Raw genomic sequence first — 13,471 nt, forward strand, 5'->3', positions numbered from 1 at the left:
GTGCTCGCCGCCACCCTGGCCGTGACGCTCCTGCCCGCCCTCCCCGCCGCCGCGGCGGCCGCCGCCAAGGCGCCGCCGGGTCCGCCCTCGGACGCCAAGCTGGCGGCCGAGTCCGCGCGGCACGACCTGACCCGGGAGCAGTTCTACTTCGTGCTCCCGGACCGGTTCGCGAACGGCGATCCGCGCAACGACCGGGGCGGCCTGACCGGTTCCCGGCTGGAGACCGGTCTGGACCCGACGGACAAGGGCTTCTACCAGGGCGGGGACCTCAAGGGGCTGACCGACCGGCTGGACTACATCAAGGGGCTCGGCACCACGGCCATCTGGATGGCGCCGATCTTCAAGAACCAGCCGGTCCAGGGGACGGGCAAGGACGTGTCGGCCGGCTACCACGGCTACTGGATCACCGACTTCACCCAGGTCGACCCGCACTTCGGCACCAACGCCGACCTGGAGCGGCTGATCGACAAGGCGCACGGGAAGGGGATGAAGGTCTTCTTCGACGTCATCACCAACCACACCGCCGACGTGGTCGACTACCGGGAGGCCTCCTACGGGTACCTCTCCAAGGGCGCCTTCCCCTATCTGACCAAGGACGGGGTGCCGTTCAAGGACGCGGACTACGCGGCCGGGGAGGCGAAGTTCCCCAAGGTCGACGCGGACTCCTTCCCGCGCACCCCCTTCGTCCCGGACGCGAAGAAGAACCTCAAGTCGCCGGCCTGGCTCAACGACCCGTTGATGTACCACAACCGGGGCGACTCCACCTTCGCCGGCGAATCGTCCGACCAGGGCGACTTCTTCGGCCTCGACGACCTGTGGACCGAGCGTCCCGAGGTCGTGGAGGGGATGGAGAAGATCTACGAGAAGTGGGTCAAGGACTTCGACATCGACGGCTTCCGGATCGACACGGTCAAGCACGTCGACACCGGGTTCTGGACGCAGTGGGCGACCGCCCTCGACGCGTACGCGGCCCGGCGCGGCCGCGAGGACTTCTTCATGTTCGGCGAGGTCTACTCGGCCGACACCGCCGTCACCTCCCCGTACGTGACGCGGGGCCGCCTCGACGCCACGCTCGACTTCCCGCTGCAGGAGGCGATCCGCTCCTACGCCTCCCAGGGCGCGGACGCCGGGCGGTTGGCCTCGGTCTTCGGTGACGACTACCGGTACACGACGGACAAGGCGAACGCGTACGAGCAGGTCACCTTCCTCGGCAACCACGACATGGGCCGCTTCGGGACCTTCCTGAAGCAGGACCGGCCGGCCGCGGGGGAGCAGGAGCTGCTGGACCGCTACCGGTTGGCCAACGAGCTGATGTTCTTCTCGCGGGGCAACCCGGTGGTCTACTCCGGCGATGAGCAGGGCTTCACCGGGGCGGGCGGCGACAAGGACGCGCGCCAGCCGCTCTTCGCCTCGAAGGCCGCCGACTACCTGGACGACGACCAGCTCGGAACGGCGCGCACGCACGCGAGCGATGCTTACGATCCGGAGCACCCGCTCTACAAGCAGATCAGTGCTCTCGCGCAGCTCACCAAGGACCACCCGGCCCTGCGGGACGGCGTCCAGAGTGAACGTTTCTCCGACCGTTCGGCCTACGCCTTCGCCCGCACCGACACCCGCACGCGCACCGAGTACCTGGTCGCCGCCAACAACGGCACCGAGCCCCGCACCATCGAGCTCGACGCCCCGGCCGGCGCCCAGTACCGCACCCTCTACGGCCAAGGAGCAGCCGCCCAAGGAGCACCCGCCCAGGGAGCAGCCGCCCAAGGAGCACCCGGCGCCGCCGCGCCGCTGCGCGCCTCCGCCGCCGGCAAGCTGACCGTCACCCTCCCCGCGCTCGGCTCCGTGGTCCTGCGGGCCACCGCCCCGCTCGTGCCGGTGGGGGAGGCGGGCCCGTCGGCGGGCCTGGCCTTCGACCACGCGCGGATCCTGGCGGACGCCCGGGAGCGGGTCGGCGCGAAGCTGGAGTACAGCTGCCTGGCCACCGCCTTCTGCCCGCCCGAGTTCACCCTCGGCGAGCTCCAGGCCGTCTACGAGACCGTCTGGACCACCGCCCTGGACCGCCCCAACTTCCGCCGCAAGGTGCTGGCCACGCCCGGTTTCGTCGAGGCCGTGCCCGGAGCCGCCCGGCTCACCGGCGGCCGCGGCAAACCGGCCGCGCTCTACCGGCCCGGGCCGGCGACCACCCTGCACCCGCCCCTGCTCCGCCCTACGGAAGGACACACACGATGACCACGACCGCGAAGCGGGCCGCGACCGGCGCCCTGCTCGGACTGGCCCTGGGGGACGCCCTCGGCTTCCCCACGGAGTTCAACGACGTGCCGGGGATCCTGGCCAAGACGGGCCCCTGGCGGTCCATGGAGCTGCCCCGCCCGGCGATCGTCACGGACGACACCCAGATGACGCTGGCCTTCGCCCGGGGGATACGGACCGCCGCGGACCGCGGCCCGGTGGGCCCGCTGCGGCTCGCGCGGCCGGTCCGGGAGGAGTTCGTCGACTGGTACCACTCCCCGGACAACAACCGGGCCCCGGGCAACACCTGCCTGAAGGCCTGCAGCCTGCTGAACCTGCCCGAGCGGGACTGGCGCGACGCCAGCCAGCTCGGCTCCAAGGGCTGCGGCGCGAACATGCGGGTGGCGCCGGCCGGGCTGGTGCCCGGCTGGACGGAGGAGGAGCGGGCGGGCGCCGCCCAGCTCCAGTCGGCCCTCACCCACGGCCACCCGACGGCGCTGGCCGCCTCGGACCTGACGGCCCGCGCGGTGTTCCTGCTGGCCAGGGGCACCGAGGTGACCGGGCTGGTCGGGCAGCTGCGCTCGTACGCCCTGGAGAACCGCACCCGCTACCACGAGCACTGGCTCGGCGACCTGTGGACGCGCACGGCGTCGGACGTCTCGGCGGAGTCCTTCATGGCGCGCGGCTGGGACGAGTGCCTGGGCGTCCTGGACCGCCTCGCGGCCGCCCTGCGCAGCCCCTCCCCGGAGACGGACCCCTGCCTGACGACGGGCGACGGCTGGATCGCCGAGGAGGCCCTGGCCACGGCCCTCCAGTGCTTCCTGCTCTTCCCGGAGGAACCGCTCCTGGCCCTGCGCCGCGCGGCCTGCACGAAGGGCGACTCCGACTCCATCGCCTGCCTGGCCGGCGCCTTCGCGGGCGCCCACCTCGGCGCGGACGTCTGGCCCCGCGAGTGGGAGGGCCGCATCGAGTACCGCGCCGAACTCCTCGCCTTCGGCGCCCTCTGGGACGCGTGAGCGGTGCTGGACGCCCTGAGCACCGACCTGACGTCCGTCGTCGAGGAGCAGCCCGACCCGCTGCTCTTCGCGACGGTGTCCGGCGCCCACCTGTACGGCTTCCCGTCCCGCAACTCCGACGTCGACCTGCGCGGAGCGCAGCCGTTAGCCGAGGGCTGAGGTGTGGCGGGTGCGGTGGAGGAAGTCTTCGATGCGGGGGAGGTCCGGGGATTTGGGGAGGGGGGTCGTGGTGAGAGCCGACTCGGATTCCGTCACCAGGCGGGTCATCCAGGCGTCGACCTCGTCCCAGGTGAGCTCGCCGCGGCGGACCGCGAGGGGGCGGTCGCGGTAGGGGCCCGCGTCGATCACCAGGTGGCCCGTGCGCAGCAGGTCGCGGCAGGACAGGAGCAGCCGCAGCAGGTGCATGGCGTGCTTCCAGCGCGGGGCGCCGTGGTTGCGGAGGTCTCCGAGGAGTTTGCCGCGCTGGGAGACCGCGTACCGGCTGAAGGTCGTGTGGGCCAGGCGGGAGAGGAACGCCCCTCGGAGTGAGAGGAGTTCCTCTCCGACCGGGGTGAGGTGTTCCACGACGGGGGAGTGCAGGCACTCCAGGATGTTCGGGTTCGCTCGCAGGGCGAGCTCGCAGAAGCGTTCCAGCTCCCACGAGAACTGCTCCTCCCGCGGCCCGTCCACGTGCGTCGGCGGCTTCTGGAAGCCCCAGAACAGCGGTGTGGGGGCGAGGTAGACACCGCGCCGGTCGGTGTCGCTCGCCTCCGTCGCCAGGCCGAACGCCCGCGAACCCATCACGCACGAGTAGATCGTGTGGTCCCTGACCAGGGTGAGTTCGAGCGGCGCGGGCGTCGGCGTGTCGTTCATTTCGTCAGACTAGGCAAGCGGGTCAGTCCTAGGCGAGCGAGATTTCGCCCGCCGGGGAGACGGTGATCTTCTGTTCCGCCAGCGGCTTGGTGGCCGGGCCGTGGGCCACCGCGCCGTCCGCCACCTTGAACTTGCTGCCGTGGCACGGGCAGTCGATGGTGCCGTCCGCCACCTTGTTCACGAGGCAGCCCTGGTGCGTGCACACCGCCGTGAAGCAGCGGAAGGAGCCCGCCGTCGGCTGGGTGACGACCAGTTTCTCGTCCTTGAGGACCGTGCCGCCGCCCACCGGTACGTCCGAGGACTTGAGCAGGGCCTTCTTCGTCGCGTCCGGGGCCGACGAGGCGGAGGAGGACGCGGCCCCGCTGGGCGCGCTGCCGCCCTCGGCCTTCGGCTTTTCCTCGGCTCCGCCGCACGCGGTGAGCACACCTCCTGCCAGGGCGCTCGCGCCGACAGCCAGGACAGTGCGCCGGGCGGTGCGGGTGGGGTCGCTCATGAGATCTCCTCGGGTAGTGCGGGGGCTGGCGAGAGGCATCCTGGCCTGCGACGGGCCTCAGGGAAACCCTGCCACGCGGCCGATCAGCCCTCCGGCGGCCAGGGAGCCAGTCGGGCGGGGCCGCCGGGGGTGCGTACGACCTCCCACACGCGGACCACGGCGTCCCGGTTCAACGGCCCGTGGACGTGGGGGTAGCGGGCTCCGGCCTCACCCTCCCGGCGGACCCGCGAGGTCAGGGCCGACTCGTCCAGTTCCACGGCGAGCAGGGTTCCCCGTACGCCGGTGTAGTGGGAGGCGGCGATCGCCAGGGCGGTCCCGGGATCCGCCGAACAGTGCACGAAACCCTCGGAGTCGAGCGAGGGCGGGGCGTACGGGAGGGTGGGCGAGGCGGTCCAGTCGGCGAGCGGGACGAGATGGAAGATCATGCCGATCGTTCTACCGCAGTGGCGGCGCGGTGCTGCTCCAGGTGGCAGACGTGTCCGGATTGGGTGACATTGTCGGTATCTCGAAGCCGTGGCCGCCTTCTGCGCGCCCCGGTCCCTCTTCGAAAGGCAGCACCATGGCGGGTAACGACCTCGGCTCCCTTCTCGGCGGCCTCCTCGGCGGCGGCAGCGGCGGACAGGGCGGCAGCGGCGGTGGAGGCAACATCCTCGGCGCGCTGCTCGGCGCGCTCATGGGTGGCGGCGGCGGCGCCCAGGCGGCGGGCGGCGCGGGGAACAACCCGCTGGGCGGCCTGATGGACATGCTGACCAAGTCGGGCCTGGTCGACCAGGCCCAGTCCTGGGTCGGCACCGGCGAGAACCAGCCGGTCAGCGGCGCGCAGATCGCCGAGGCCCTCCCGAACGACACCCTGGCCAAGGTCGCCGAGCAGGCGGGAGTCAGCCCGGAGGCGGCCGCCGACCAGATCGCGCAGGCGCTGCCGCAGGCCGTCGACAAGCTGAGCCCGCAGGGCTCGCTGCCGACCGGTTCGCTGGAGGACATCATCAAGCAGCAGCAGCTCTGACCGCACTCCGCGTGCACGAGGGCCCGGCAGCCCGTCCCACCGGACGGACGGCCGGGCCCTCTCGGCGTCCGGCTGGTTACTCTGAGGCAGGCGCACACCACCGCCACCGGGGCAGGCAGCTCTCCACGGGGCCCGGGCGCGGTGCGCGCCCGGGCCCTGTGGCATGTTCGGGGCATGACGGCACTGGGGGAAGCGGCACGGGCGGGCGACGCTGAGGGGGTACGGGAACTGCTGCGGGAGGGCGCCGAACCCGACGCGGTGGCCGCGCGGGGCCCGCCGCCGCTGGGGGCGGCGGTGGAGGGCGCGGCCCTGCGGGCGGTCCAGGGCGCGCTGGCCAACGTACGCAGGCACGCGCGGGCCTCGGCCGTGGTCGTGACGCTCACCTACCAGGCGTGCGCGGTGAGCGTGGACGTGTGGGACGACGGCGTCGGGTTCGATCCGGCCGGGCGGCATGCGGGCGGGAGCGCCGGCCGTGACGGGTTGCGGCTGCTGCGGCTGCGGGTCGGGCACCTGGGGGGCCGGGCCGTGGTGGAGAGCACACCGGGCGGCGGCACGGTGGTGTCGGTCCGGCTTCCGGTAGGGGATCCGGTACGGGGGTCGGTAGGGGATCCGGTACGGGGTCTGGTGCGGGGTTCGGTGCGGGGTTCGGTGCAGGGTTCGGTGCGGGATCCGGCATGACGCGTACGCGGATCCTGCTGGTCGACGACCACCCGGTGGTGCGGGCGGGGCTGCGGGCCCTGCTGTCCGGGTGCCCCGACTTCGAGGTGTGCGCGGAGGCGCCGGACGGGGCCGCGGCGCTGCGGCTGGTCCGGGAACTGGCCCCCGACCTGGTCCTGATGGACATCCGGCTGGGTGCCGGGATGTGCGGGCTGGAGGCGACCAGGCGGATCGGCCGGCTGCCCGCACCGCCCCGGGTGGTCGTGCTGACGAGCTACGAGTCCGACGCGTACGTCGTACGGGCGGTGGAGGCGGGCGTGGCGGGGTACCTGCTGAAGGGATCCCCGCCCGACCAGCTGTTCCAGTCGCTGCGGACGGTCGCCGCGGGCGAGTCGGCGTTGTCGCCCTCGGTCGTCTCGCGGCTGATGAACCGGTACCGGGCGCCGAAGACGGTGCTGACGGCCCGGGAGACGGAGATCCTGGAGCTGATCGCGACGGGCCGTTCCAACCGGGAGATCGGCTCGGCGCTGTTCATCAGCGGGACGACGGTCAAGACCCACCTGGTGCACGTCTACGAGAAGCTCGGGGTGGAGAACCGTACGGCGGCCGCGCGGGCGGCGGTCGACCGCGGCCTCATCGCGCCGCAGCACTAGGTCTGTTCCGCCCGGGGGCTCGCGGGTCAGTTGGGGTAGGCGATCTGGAGGGAGGCGCCGTTGTACTGCCAGGTGGGGGAGAAGACGCGCTTGCGGATCTTCCAGACGCCCGCGGCCTTCACGTACTCGTCGCGGTAGCGGATGCCGCGCACGATGACGGTCTCCGGCGCGGTCGCGGTGGCCGGGTAGACGAGCTGGGCGGTGGCGTGGCTGTCGCCCGTCGCGGTCGTCCGGCCGGTGGGGCGGATGAAGGCGTTGGCGGTGACGTGGGTGGAGTAGCCCCAGGCCGCGGCGCCGTCGAGGTTGGCGACGACCGCCTCGATGCCGGTCTTCACGATGCCGGCGGTGCCGTCGGGGTGGGCCATCACGGTCAGGACGGCGTCGTCGGTGAACAGGGTCCGGAAGACCGTCTTGTCCTTGGTGTCCACGGCGTAGAGGTACGTCTCCAGCAGGCGGCGGATGGCCAGTTCGTCCGCGACGGCGGTGGACGAGCCGTAGGAGGCGGCGAGTTCGAAGTCGTCGGCGCTGGTGGCGGCGGTCGTGTCGGCGCCGGCCGGCGTCGCGGCGGCGAGGGCGCCGAGCCCGGCTACGGCGGCACCGGTGCCCAGCATGGTGAGCATGCGGCGGCGTTCGGGGGCGAATTCGGTGGTCGGCATGGCGGGTTCCTCTCGACACGGCTGGTGGCGTCCGGGCCGGTTCGGGGGCGGTCCGGGCACTGACGAGCCTCCCGTGTCGGGGTCCGCGGCGGATCGGTGCGCCGTACGACCGCGATCTCGTACGGATGGACGATGTGCCCGACGGATCAGGACCGTCAGGACCGTCAGGACCGTCAGGACAGGAGGCGCTGCTCCTTGGCCACCGCGACCGCGCCCGCACGGGTGTCGACGCCGAGCTTGTCGTAGATGCGGCCCAGGTGGGTCTTGACCGTGGCCTCGCTGATGAACAGCGCACGGGCGATGTCGCGGTTGCCGAGGCCGCGGGCCAGCTGGCCGAGGATGTCGAGCTCGCGGTCGGTCAGGGTGGGCCGGGTGCCGCGCATGTGGGCCATCACGCGGCTGGCCACCGGCGCGGAGAGCGTGGTGCGGCCCTGCGCCGCCGAGTGGATCGCGGCGAAGAGCTCCTCGGGGCGTTCGGCCTTGAGGAGGTAGCCCGTGGCGCCCGCGCCGATGGCGCGGGTGATGTCCGCGTCCGTGTCGTAGGTGGTCAGGACGAGCACGTACGGGGGGTTCGGGGCGGCGGTGATGCGGCGGGTGGCCTCGACGCCGTCGATGCCCTCGCCGAGCTGGAGGTCCATCAGGACCACGTCGGGGTGGAGTTTGGCCGCGAGCGCGACCGCCTCCTCGCCGCTGCCGGCCTCGCCGAGGACCTCGATGTCCGGCTCGCTGCCGAGCAGGGCCAGCAGGCCGGCGCGGACCACCACGTGGTCGTCGCACAGGAGGATCGTGGTCATGGAGTGTGCTCCAGGGGGATCGACGCCGAGAGGACCGTGCCCTCGCCCGCGGTGGATTCGATGGTCAGACTGCCGCCGAGCTGGCGGACGCGGGCGCGCATCGCGGGGAGGCCGTGGCCCCGTTCCCCGGAGGCGGGGCGGGTACCGGCGAAGCCGTGACCGTCGTCCGCGACGTCCAGGACGACCTGGTCGCCGAGGAAACTGAGGGTGAGGGCGGCGGTACGGGCGCCCGCGTGCTCCCGTACGTTCGCCAGCGCGCCCTGGGCGATGCGCAGCAGCGCCGACTCCGCACGGTCGGGCAGCGGGACCGGCGTGCCCTCCAGATGGAAGCGGACCTCGATGTCCGGGCCGGCGCCCAGCGCGCGCAGGGCGTCCGCGAGGCCGCCGCCGCCGGCGAGTTCGGGCGGCGCGAGGTCGTGGACCAGGCGGCGGGCCTCGGCGAGGCCGCGCGCGGTGATCTCGGTGGCGGTGCGGACGTGGGCGCGTGCGGTGGCCGGGTCGGTGTCCCAGGTGCGGTCCGCGGCCTGGAGCAGCATCTGCTGGCTGGACAGGTGCTGGGCCAGGGTGTCGTGGATCTCCATGGACAGGCGCTGGCGTTCGGCGAGGGTGCCCGCGCGGCGTTCGGTGGCGGCGAGTTCCCGGCGGGTGCGGATCAGGTCGTCGATCAGGGTGCGCTGGGCCGTGGCCTGGCGCTCCATGTGGACGAAGACGGCGGTGGCGAGCGCGGCGACGGCCGGCGGGGCCAGGAGGAGGTTGGGGTCGAAGGGCTCGGCGCCGGCCTGGGAGAGCTTGAGCTGGGCCGCGACGACGAAGACCGTCAGCAGCGCGACGAGGACGATCGCGGCGCGGGGCCGCAGGGTGCGCAGGGCGGTGTAGAAGAGCGGCACGGCGCACCAGGCGAAGCTCGGCGCGAGGACGACGAGGACCACCCAGACGGCGACGACCAGGCCGAGCCAGAGGAGCCGGCGCAGGGTGGGGGCGGCGCCCAGGGCGGGGCCGAGGACGTAGAGCAGGGCGAGGGTGATGCTGAGGGCGATGATCCACGGGGTGCGGGGTTCGCCGGGGTGGCGGAGCAGGAAGCGGGCCACGGAGGCGCCGAGGAGCAGGAAGAACGCGGTGTGCATGACCTGTCTCTTATTCCCATCTGAAGCTGCCGACGATCTAATCTGTTCCCCGGCCCCGCCCGCGGTCGCGCAGCGGATCACCGCGACCCCGCTCGCGACGGCCAACCTGCGCTCGGTCGCGCTCGGCACGGCCGCCGGCGGACCGGGCGCCAAGGTCAAGGCCACCGGCACCGGATTCGCCCCCGGTGCGACCGTGACCGTGGCCGGCCGGGCGGGCGCGGCCGAGACCGCCGACCGGGTGACGGCCAAGGCCGACGAGCTGGGCGTGGTCCTGGCGGAGCTCCCGGTCGCGGACCGGGCGACCACCGCCGTCGTCGCGTACGAGGGCGCGGCCTGGTCGCCCGCCCGCGGCTCCGGACCGGCCGCCTACACGGTGATCGAGGCCGCCGCGATGCCGCCCGGGACCCAGAAGGTGACGGCCGTCGTGGAGGCGGGCGCGCTGGGCCTGACCCAGGAGGGCGCGGCCGTGACCCTGGGCGCCGTCCCGTACGGGGAGGGCGGCGCGGCGGCCGGCCGGATCGGCACCGTCACCGTCAAGGACGCGCGCGGCGGGCCGGCGGGGTGGACGCTGATCGGCAAGGTCACCGATTTCACGGGCACCGGCGGGGTCCGCCTCCCGGGCGCCTCCCTGAGCTGGACCCCGTCGTGCTCGGCCGCCCCCGGCAGCCTCAGTGCGTGTACGCCGGGCAGCGCGGGCACGGTGGGCCCGGACGGGGCGGTGCTGGCCTCCACGGGCGACGGCGCGCTCACCGGGGGCACCTTCACGATCGACGCGGCCGTCGCCCTCCAGGTCCCCCCGTACACCCCGCCGGGCGCCTACACCGCGGTGCTGACGCTGACCTTGTCGTGACCCGGCACCGGGCCGCCGCCGGGCCGGTCCGGCCCGCCCTCGGTCTCCTCCTCGCAATCCGGCCCGCCCTCCGACTCCGGCTCGTCCTCGGTCTCGCTCTCGGTCTCGCCCTCGGACTCGGGCTCCTGCTCGGTGGCGCCGGACCCGCGGCCGCCGCCGACAACGGGCAGTGGTCCGTGCTGCCCGCCGCCAACAAGCTCGGGCAGCGCCCGTACTTCTACCTCGCCGCCGCCCCGGGCCAGAGCGTCACCGACTCCGTCACCGTCGCCAACCGCACCGACCGGCCCCGCAGTTTCCGCCTCTACGCCGCCGACGCGTACAACACCGCCCGCGACGGCGGCTTCGCCCTGCGCGGCCCCGACGAGCCGCGCACCGCCACCGCCGCCTGGGCGAAGCTCGAGCGGGACCGGGTCACCGTCCCGGCGAGGTCGGCCCTCAACGTCGGGTTCACCCTCGCGGTCCCCGACCGGGCCGAGCCCGGGGACCACCCCGGAGCCATCGTCGCCCTGGAGGACCGGCCGGCCGGCACGGCCGTGCAGGGGCTGGGGGTGCAGCAGGCCGTCGCCGCCCGGGTCTACCTGAGGGTCACCGGGCCCACCGCCCCCGCCCTGGCCGTCGAGGACCTCCGCACCGTCCGTCGCGGCGCCGCCGGCGCGGAGGTCTCGTACACGCTCCGCAACCTCGGCAACGTCACCCTGCGCCCCCGCGCCGTCCTCACCGTCACCGGCGCCCTCGGCCGGCCGCTGCTCTCCCGGACCCTCACCGGGGTCCCCGCCGAGCTCCTGCCCGGGCAGCAGGTCCGGCTCCGCGCCCGGTGGGAGGACCCGCCCGCGCTCGAATGGGCCGAGGTCGCGGTCGCGGCCGGGGCCGGGGAGACCGGCGACCGGGCCGCCGTCGGACACGCCGCGCACCCCGCGCTGAACGGCCTGCTCGCGGCCGCTCTCGCCCTCGTGGCGGCGGCCTGGTCGGCGCTGGGAGCCGCATCGGGGAGAATGGCCCGTATGAGCGATCGTTCCCCCGAGACCACCAGCCCGCACCGTGCGGGCTTCGCCTGCTTCGTCGGCCGTCCCAATGCGGGGAAGTCGACCCTGACCAACGCGCTCGTGGGTACCAAGGTCGCGATCACCTCCAACCGGCCGCAGACCACCCGCCACACGGTCCGCGGCATCGTGCACCGCCCCGACGCACAGCTCGTCCTGGTCGACACGCCCGGCCTGCACAAGCCGCGCACCCTGCTCGGCGAGCGGCTCAACGACGTCGTGCGCGCGACCTGGTCCGAAGTCGACGTGATCGGCTTCTGCCTGCCCGCCGACCAGAAGCTCGGCCCCGGCGACAAGTTCATCGTCAAGGAGCTCGCGGGGATCAAGAAGACCCCCAAGATCGCCATCATCACCAAGACCGACCTCGTCGAGTCCAAGGTGGTGGGCGAGCAGCTCATCGCCGTGCACCAGCTCGCCGAGGAGCTGGGCTTCCAGTGGGCCGAGATCGTCCCCGTCTCGGCGGTCGGCGACACCCAGATCCAGCTGCTGGCGGACCTGATCGCGCCGATGCTGCCGAAGAGCCCGCCGCTGTACCCCGAGGGCGACCTCACGGACGAGCCCGAGATGGTGATGGTCGCGGAGCTGATCCGCGAGGCCGCGCTGGAAGGCGTACGGGACGAGCTCCCGCACTCCATCGCCGTCGTCGTCGAGGAGATGATCCCCCGGGAGAACCGCCCGGCGGACCGCCCGCTGCTGGACATCCACGCGAACCTCTACATCGAGCGGCCGAGCCAGAAGGGCATCATCATCGGCCCGAAGGGCGCCCGCCTGAAGGAGGTCGGGATGAAGTCGCGCAAGCACATCGAGGCGCTGCTCGGCACCCCGGTCTTCCTCGACCTGCACGTGAAGGTCGCCAAGGACTGGCAGCGCGACCCCAAGCAGCTCCGCAAGCTCGGCTTCTAGCCCGTCCGGACCGGGCGCGGCCCTCGGCGGACGGAGTCCGGCGCAGCGACCCGAAGCCCGGGAGGCCCGCCAGGGCCGACCGGTGCGAGGGGCGCGTCAAGAAGAGAGCCGCCGCACCTTCACCGCGTTGTCCGTACGGGTCCCGGGCCGGCCGTCAGGCTGGTTCTGGGCCCGTACGTGTTCCTCCGCCAGCAGCACCTCCCAGGCGCCGTCCGCCAGCTCCAGCTGCGCGACGACCTCGTCCGGGGTCGGGAAGGCCACCTCCGGGCGGTCCTCCTGCCAGGGGGCCCAGCCCGCGTGGCCGACGACGAGCAGGATCCCGCCGGGGGCCACGGCCGCGGCGGCCCGGCGCAGGACCCGCTCGCGGGGGAACTCCCCGAAGGTGTGCAGGAAGCACGCGGAGACCAGGTCGTACTCCCCGGCCGGGAAGGACTCCGCGAGGTCGTGCCGCTCCCACGCGGTGCGGTCCGCGACCCCGGCGTCGGCGGCGTGGGCCGCGGCCCGCTCCAGGGCGACCCCGGAGATGTCCGTGCCGGTGACGTGCCAGCCCGCGCGCGCCAGCCAGACGGCGTCGCCGCCCTCGCCGCAGCCGAGGTCCAGGGCGCGGCCCGGAGCGAGCGGCGCGGCTTCCCGGACCAGGACGGCGTTGGCGTCGCCGCTCCAGATCTTCTCGCTCTCGCGGTAGCGGGAGTCCCAGAACTCCTCGCCCGCGAACCCGGCGGCCTCGGGGAACTGGTGGTGGTGCTCGTGGTGCTCGTGCGCCATGGGGGCCTCTTCCGGTCGGTACGGGTGCCTGTGCCCGCGATGCTCCGCCCCCGCGGCCCTCCCCGCCAAACCCTGTTGCCGTTCCGGCAACCCGCCCTCAGGGAGCGGGAGCGGGAGCGGGGGCGGGCCGGGCAGCCCGGGGCGGGTAGGCAGCGCGACGGAGGGGGCGACGAGGTCGGTCACCACGTCGGTGGCCTTGGCCTTGGCGTCGGTGGAGGAACCGAAGGGGCCCGCGGCGTTGGTGAGGCGGTCCACGGAGGCCTTGAGATTGTCGATGGCACCGGTGACCAGGTCCAGCGGACCATCGGCTCATCGGCACCTGGTTATGACTAAAGACGACGCGGGTGCGTCCGCGGCCACGCTGCTAGTCGGGCTGCGGGAGTCCCGCGCCCTGCTCCCCCGCGCCCCGTCCGGCGCCCCGGCCCCCGGGAAGACG

13 protein-coding genes and 3 pseudogenes are annotated in these 13,471 nt (G+C 73.7%); 9 read left to right on the forward strand and 7 right to left on the reverse strand.

Annotated features, from left to right (window positions below; all coding sequences use genetic code 11):
- The 3 genes and pseudogenes from DRB89_RS40035 to DRB89_RS40045 form a co-directional block, all read left to right on the forward strand.
- A pseudogene (locus DRB89_RS40035) lies at positions 1-1,869 on the forward strand (alpha-amylase family glycosyl hydrolase); the annotation flags it as partial.
- A 356-nt stretch (positions 1,870-2,225) separates the two neighbouring features.
- The gene (locus DRB89_RS40040) at positions 2,226-3,245 is read left to right on the forward strand and encodes an ADP-ribosylglycohydrolase family protein (protein ID WP_112452092.1); all 1,020 of its coding nucleotides are present in this window, start codon (positions 2,226-2,228) and stop codon (positions 3,243-3,245) included.
- 3 nt (positions 3,246-3,248) lie between these two features.
- Positions 3,249-3,380: pseudogene (locus DRB89_RS40045) on the forward strand (nucleotidyltransferase domain-containing protein); the annotation flags it as partial.
- Between the two features lie 9 nt (positions 3,381-3,389).
- Here the strand turns inward: DRB89_RS40045 and DRB89_RS40050 are convergent.
- The 3 genes from DRB89_RS40050 to DRB89_RS40060 all read right to left on the reverse strand — a co-directional run bounded on the left by DRB89_RS40050 (position 3,390) and on the right by DRB89_RS40060 (position 5,015).
- Positions 3,390-4,097: a nucleotidyltransferase domain-containing protein gene (locus DRB89_RS40050; protein WP_112463702.1), complete on the reverse strand. Its 708-nt coding sequence runs from the start codon at positions 4,095-4,097 to the stop codon at positions 3,390-3,392.
- A gap of 28 nt (positions 4,098-4,125) precedes the next feature.
- Complete coding sequence (locus DRB89_RS40055) at positions 4,126-4,590, reverse strand: Rieske (2Fe-2S) protein (RefSeq protein ID WP_112452094.1); 465 nt, start codon at positions 4,588-4,590, stop codon at positions 4,126-4,128.
- Positions 4,591-4,673: 83 nt separating this feature from the next.
- Entirely contained in the window at positions 4,674-5,015 is a 342-nt protein-coding gene (locus tag DRB89_RS40060; RefSeq protein WP_112463703.1) for a DUF952 domain-containing protein, read from the reverse strand.
- Positions 5,016-5,149: 134 nt separating this feature from the next.
- Here DRB89_RS40060 and DRB89_RS40065 point away from each other — a divergent pair, with 134 nt between their 5' ends.
- The 3 genes from DRB89_RS40065 to DRB89_RS40075 all read left to right on the forward strand — a co-directional run bounded on the left by DRB89_RS40065 (position 5,150) and on the right by DRB89_RS40075 (position 6,903).
- The gene (locus DRB89_RS40065; RefSeq protein WP_112453088.1) at positions 5,150-5,593 is read left to right on the forward strand and encodes a YidB family protein; all 444 of its coding nucleotides are present in this window, start codon (positions 5,150-5,152) and stop codon (positions 5,591-5,593) included.
- Positions 5,594-5,767: 174 nt separating this feature from the next.
- On the forward strand, positions 5,768-6,271 hold the full coding sequence (locus tag DRB89_RS40070; RefSeq protein ID WP_112463704.1) for an ATP-binding protein: 504 nt from the start codon (positions 5,768-5,770) through the stop codon (positions 6,269-6,271).
- A complete protein-coding gene (locus tag DRB89_RS40075) occupies positions 6,268-6,903 on the forward strand; it encodes a response regulator transcription factor (RefSeq protein WP_112452887.1) in 636 nt (211 codons plus the stop codon). Before DRB89_RS40070 ends, DRB89_RS40075 begins: the two co-directional genes overlap by 4 nt.
- Positions 6,904-6,929: 26 nt before the next feature.
- Here DRB89_RS40075 and DRB89_RS40080 read toward each other — a convergent pair whose 3' ends face one another.
- The 3 genes from DRB89_RS40080 to DRB89_RS40090 all read right to left on the reverse strand — a co-directional run bounded on the left by DRB89_RS40080 (position 6,930) and on the right by DRB89_RS40090 (position 9,477).
- A complete protein-coding gene (locus tag DRB89_RS40080; protein WP_112452886.1) occupies positions 6,930-7,559 on the reverse strand; it encodes a nuclear transport factor 2 family protein in 630 nt (209 codons plus the stop codon).
- A gap of 173 nt (positions 7,560-7,732) precedes the next feature.
- Complete coding sequence (locus DRB89_RS40085; RefSeq protein WP_112452885.1) at positions 7,733-8,353, reverse strand: response regulator transcription factor; 621 nt, start codon at positions 8,351-8,353, stop codon at positions 7,733-7,735.
- A complete protein-coding gene (locus DRB89_RS40090) occupies positions 8,350-9,477 on the reverse strand; it encodes a sensor histidine kinase (RefSeq protein WP_112463705.1) in 1,128 nt (375 codons plus the stop codon). The genes DRB89_RS40085 and DRB89_RS40090 overlap by 4 nt, the downstream gene beginning before the upstream one ends.
- Here DRB89_RS40090 and DRB89_RS43460 point away from each other — a divergent pair.
- The 3 genes and pseudogenes from DRB89_RS43460 to era all read left to right on the forward strand — a co-directional run bounded on the left by DRB89_RS43460 (position 9,476) and on the right by era (position 12,270).
- Entirely contained in the window at positions 9,476-10,327 is an 852-nt protein-coding gene (locus DRB89_RS43460) for a hypothetical protein (protein ID WP_162688930.1), read from the forward strand. The two genes, DRB89_RS40090 and DRB89_RS43460, sit on opposite strands and share 2 nt — an antisense overlap.
- Positions 10,328-10,503: 176 nt before the next feature.
- Positions 10,504-10,815: pseudogene (locus tag DRB89_RS45550) on the forward strand (DUF916 domain-containing protein); the annotation flags it as partial.
- Positions 10,816-11,328: 513 nt separating this feature from the next.
- Positions 11,329-12,270 (forward strand): GTPase Era, encoded by a 942-nt coding sequence (gene era / locus DRB89_RS45555; RefSeq protein WP_239516938.1) that lies wholly within the window; start codon positions 11,329-11,331, stop codon positions 12,268-12,270.
- A 96-nt stretch (positions 12,271-12,366) separates the two neighbouring features.
- On the opposite strand, the gene DRB89_RS40110 is transcribed toward era, so the two are convergent.
- Positions 12,367-13,035: a class I SAM-dependent methyltransferase gene (locus DRB89_RS40110; protein ID WP_112452849.1), complete on the reverse strand. Its 669-nt coding sequence runs from the start codon at positions 13,033-13,035 to the stop codon at positions 12,367-12,369.
- Positions 13,036-13,471 lie beyond the last annotated feature (436 nt).

This window comes from Streptomyces sp. ICC4 (assembly GCF_003287915.1).
GTDB classification, from domain to species: Bacteria; Actinomycetota; Actinomycetes; order Streptomycetales; family Streptomycetaceae; genus Streptomyces; species Streptomyces tritrimontium.

Coding starts and splice junctions, on each gene's coding strand:
- era (WP_239516938.1), top strand. CDS start 11,329: ATGAGCGATCGTTCCCCCGAGACCACCAGCCCGCACCGTGCGGGCTTC.
- DRB89_RS40110 (WP_112452849.1), bottom strand. CDS start 13,035: ATGGCGCACGAGCACCACGAGCACCACCACCAGTTCCCCGAGGCCGCC.
- DRB89_RS40080 (WP_112452886.1), bottom strand. CDS start 7,559: ATGCCGACCACCGAATTCGCCCCCGAACGCCGCCGCATGCTCACCATG.
- DRB89_RS40090 (WP_112463705.1), bottom strand. CDS start 9,477: ATGCACACCGCGTTCTTCCTGCTCCTCGGCGCCTCCGTGGCCCGCTTC.
- DRB89_RS40075 (WP_112452887.1), top strand. CDS start 6,268: ATGACGCGTACGCGGATCCTGCTGGTCGACGACCACCCGGTGGTGCGG.
- DRB89_RS40055 (WP_112452094.1), bottom strand. CDS start 4,590: ATGAGCGACCCCACCCGCACCGCCCGGCGCACTGTCCTGGCTGTCGGC.
- DRB89_RS40070 (WP_112463704.1), top strand. CDS start 5,768: ATGACGGCACTGGGGGAAGCGGCACGGGCGGGCGACGCTGAGGGGGTA.
- DRB89_RS40065 (WP_112453088.1), top strand. CDS start 5,150: ATGGCGGGTAACGACCTCGGCTCCCTTCTCGGCGGCCTCCTCGGCGGC.
- DRB89_RS40040 (WP_112452092.1), top strand. CDS start 2,226: ATGACCACGACCGCGAAGCGGGCCGCGACCGGCGCCCTGCTCGGACTG.
- DRB89_RS40050 (WP_112463702.1), bottom strand. CDS start 4,097: ATGAACGACACGCCGACGCCCGCGCCGCTCGAACTCACCCTGGTCAGG.
- DRB89_RS40085 (WP_112452885.1), bottom strand. CDS start 8,353: ATGACCACGATCCTCCTGTGCGACGACCACGTGGTGGTCCGCGCCGGC.
- DRB89_RS40060 (WP_112463703.1), bottom strand. CDS start 5,015: ATGATCTTCCATCTCGTCCCGCTCGCCGACTGGACCGCCTCGCCCACC.
- DRB89_RS43460 (WP_162688930.1), top strand. CDS start 9,476: ATGACCTGTCTCTTATTCCCATCTGAAGCTGCCGACGATCTAATCTGT.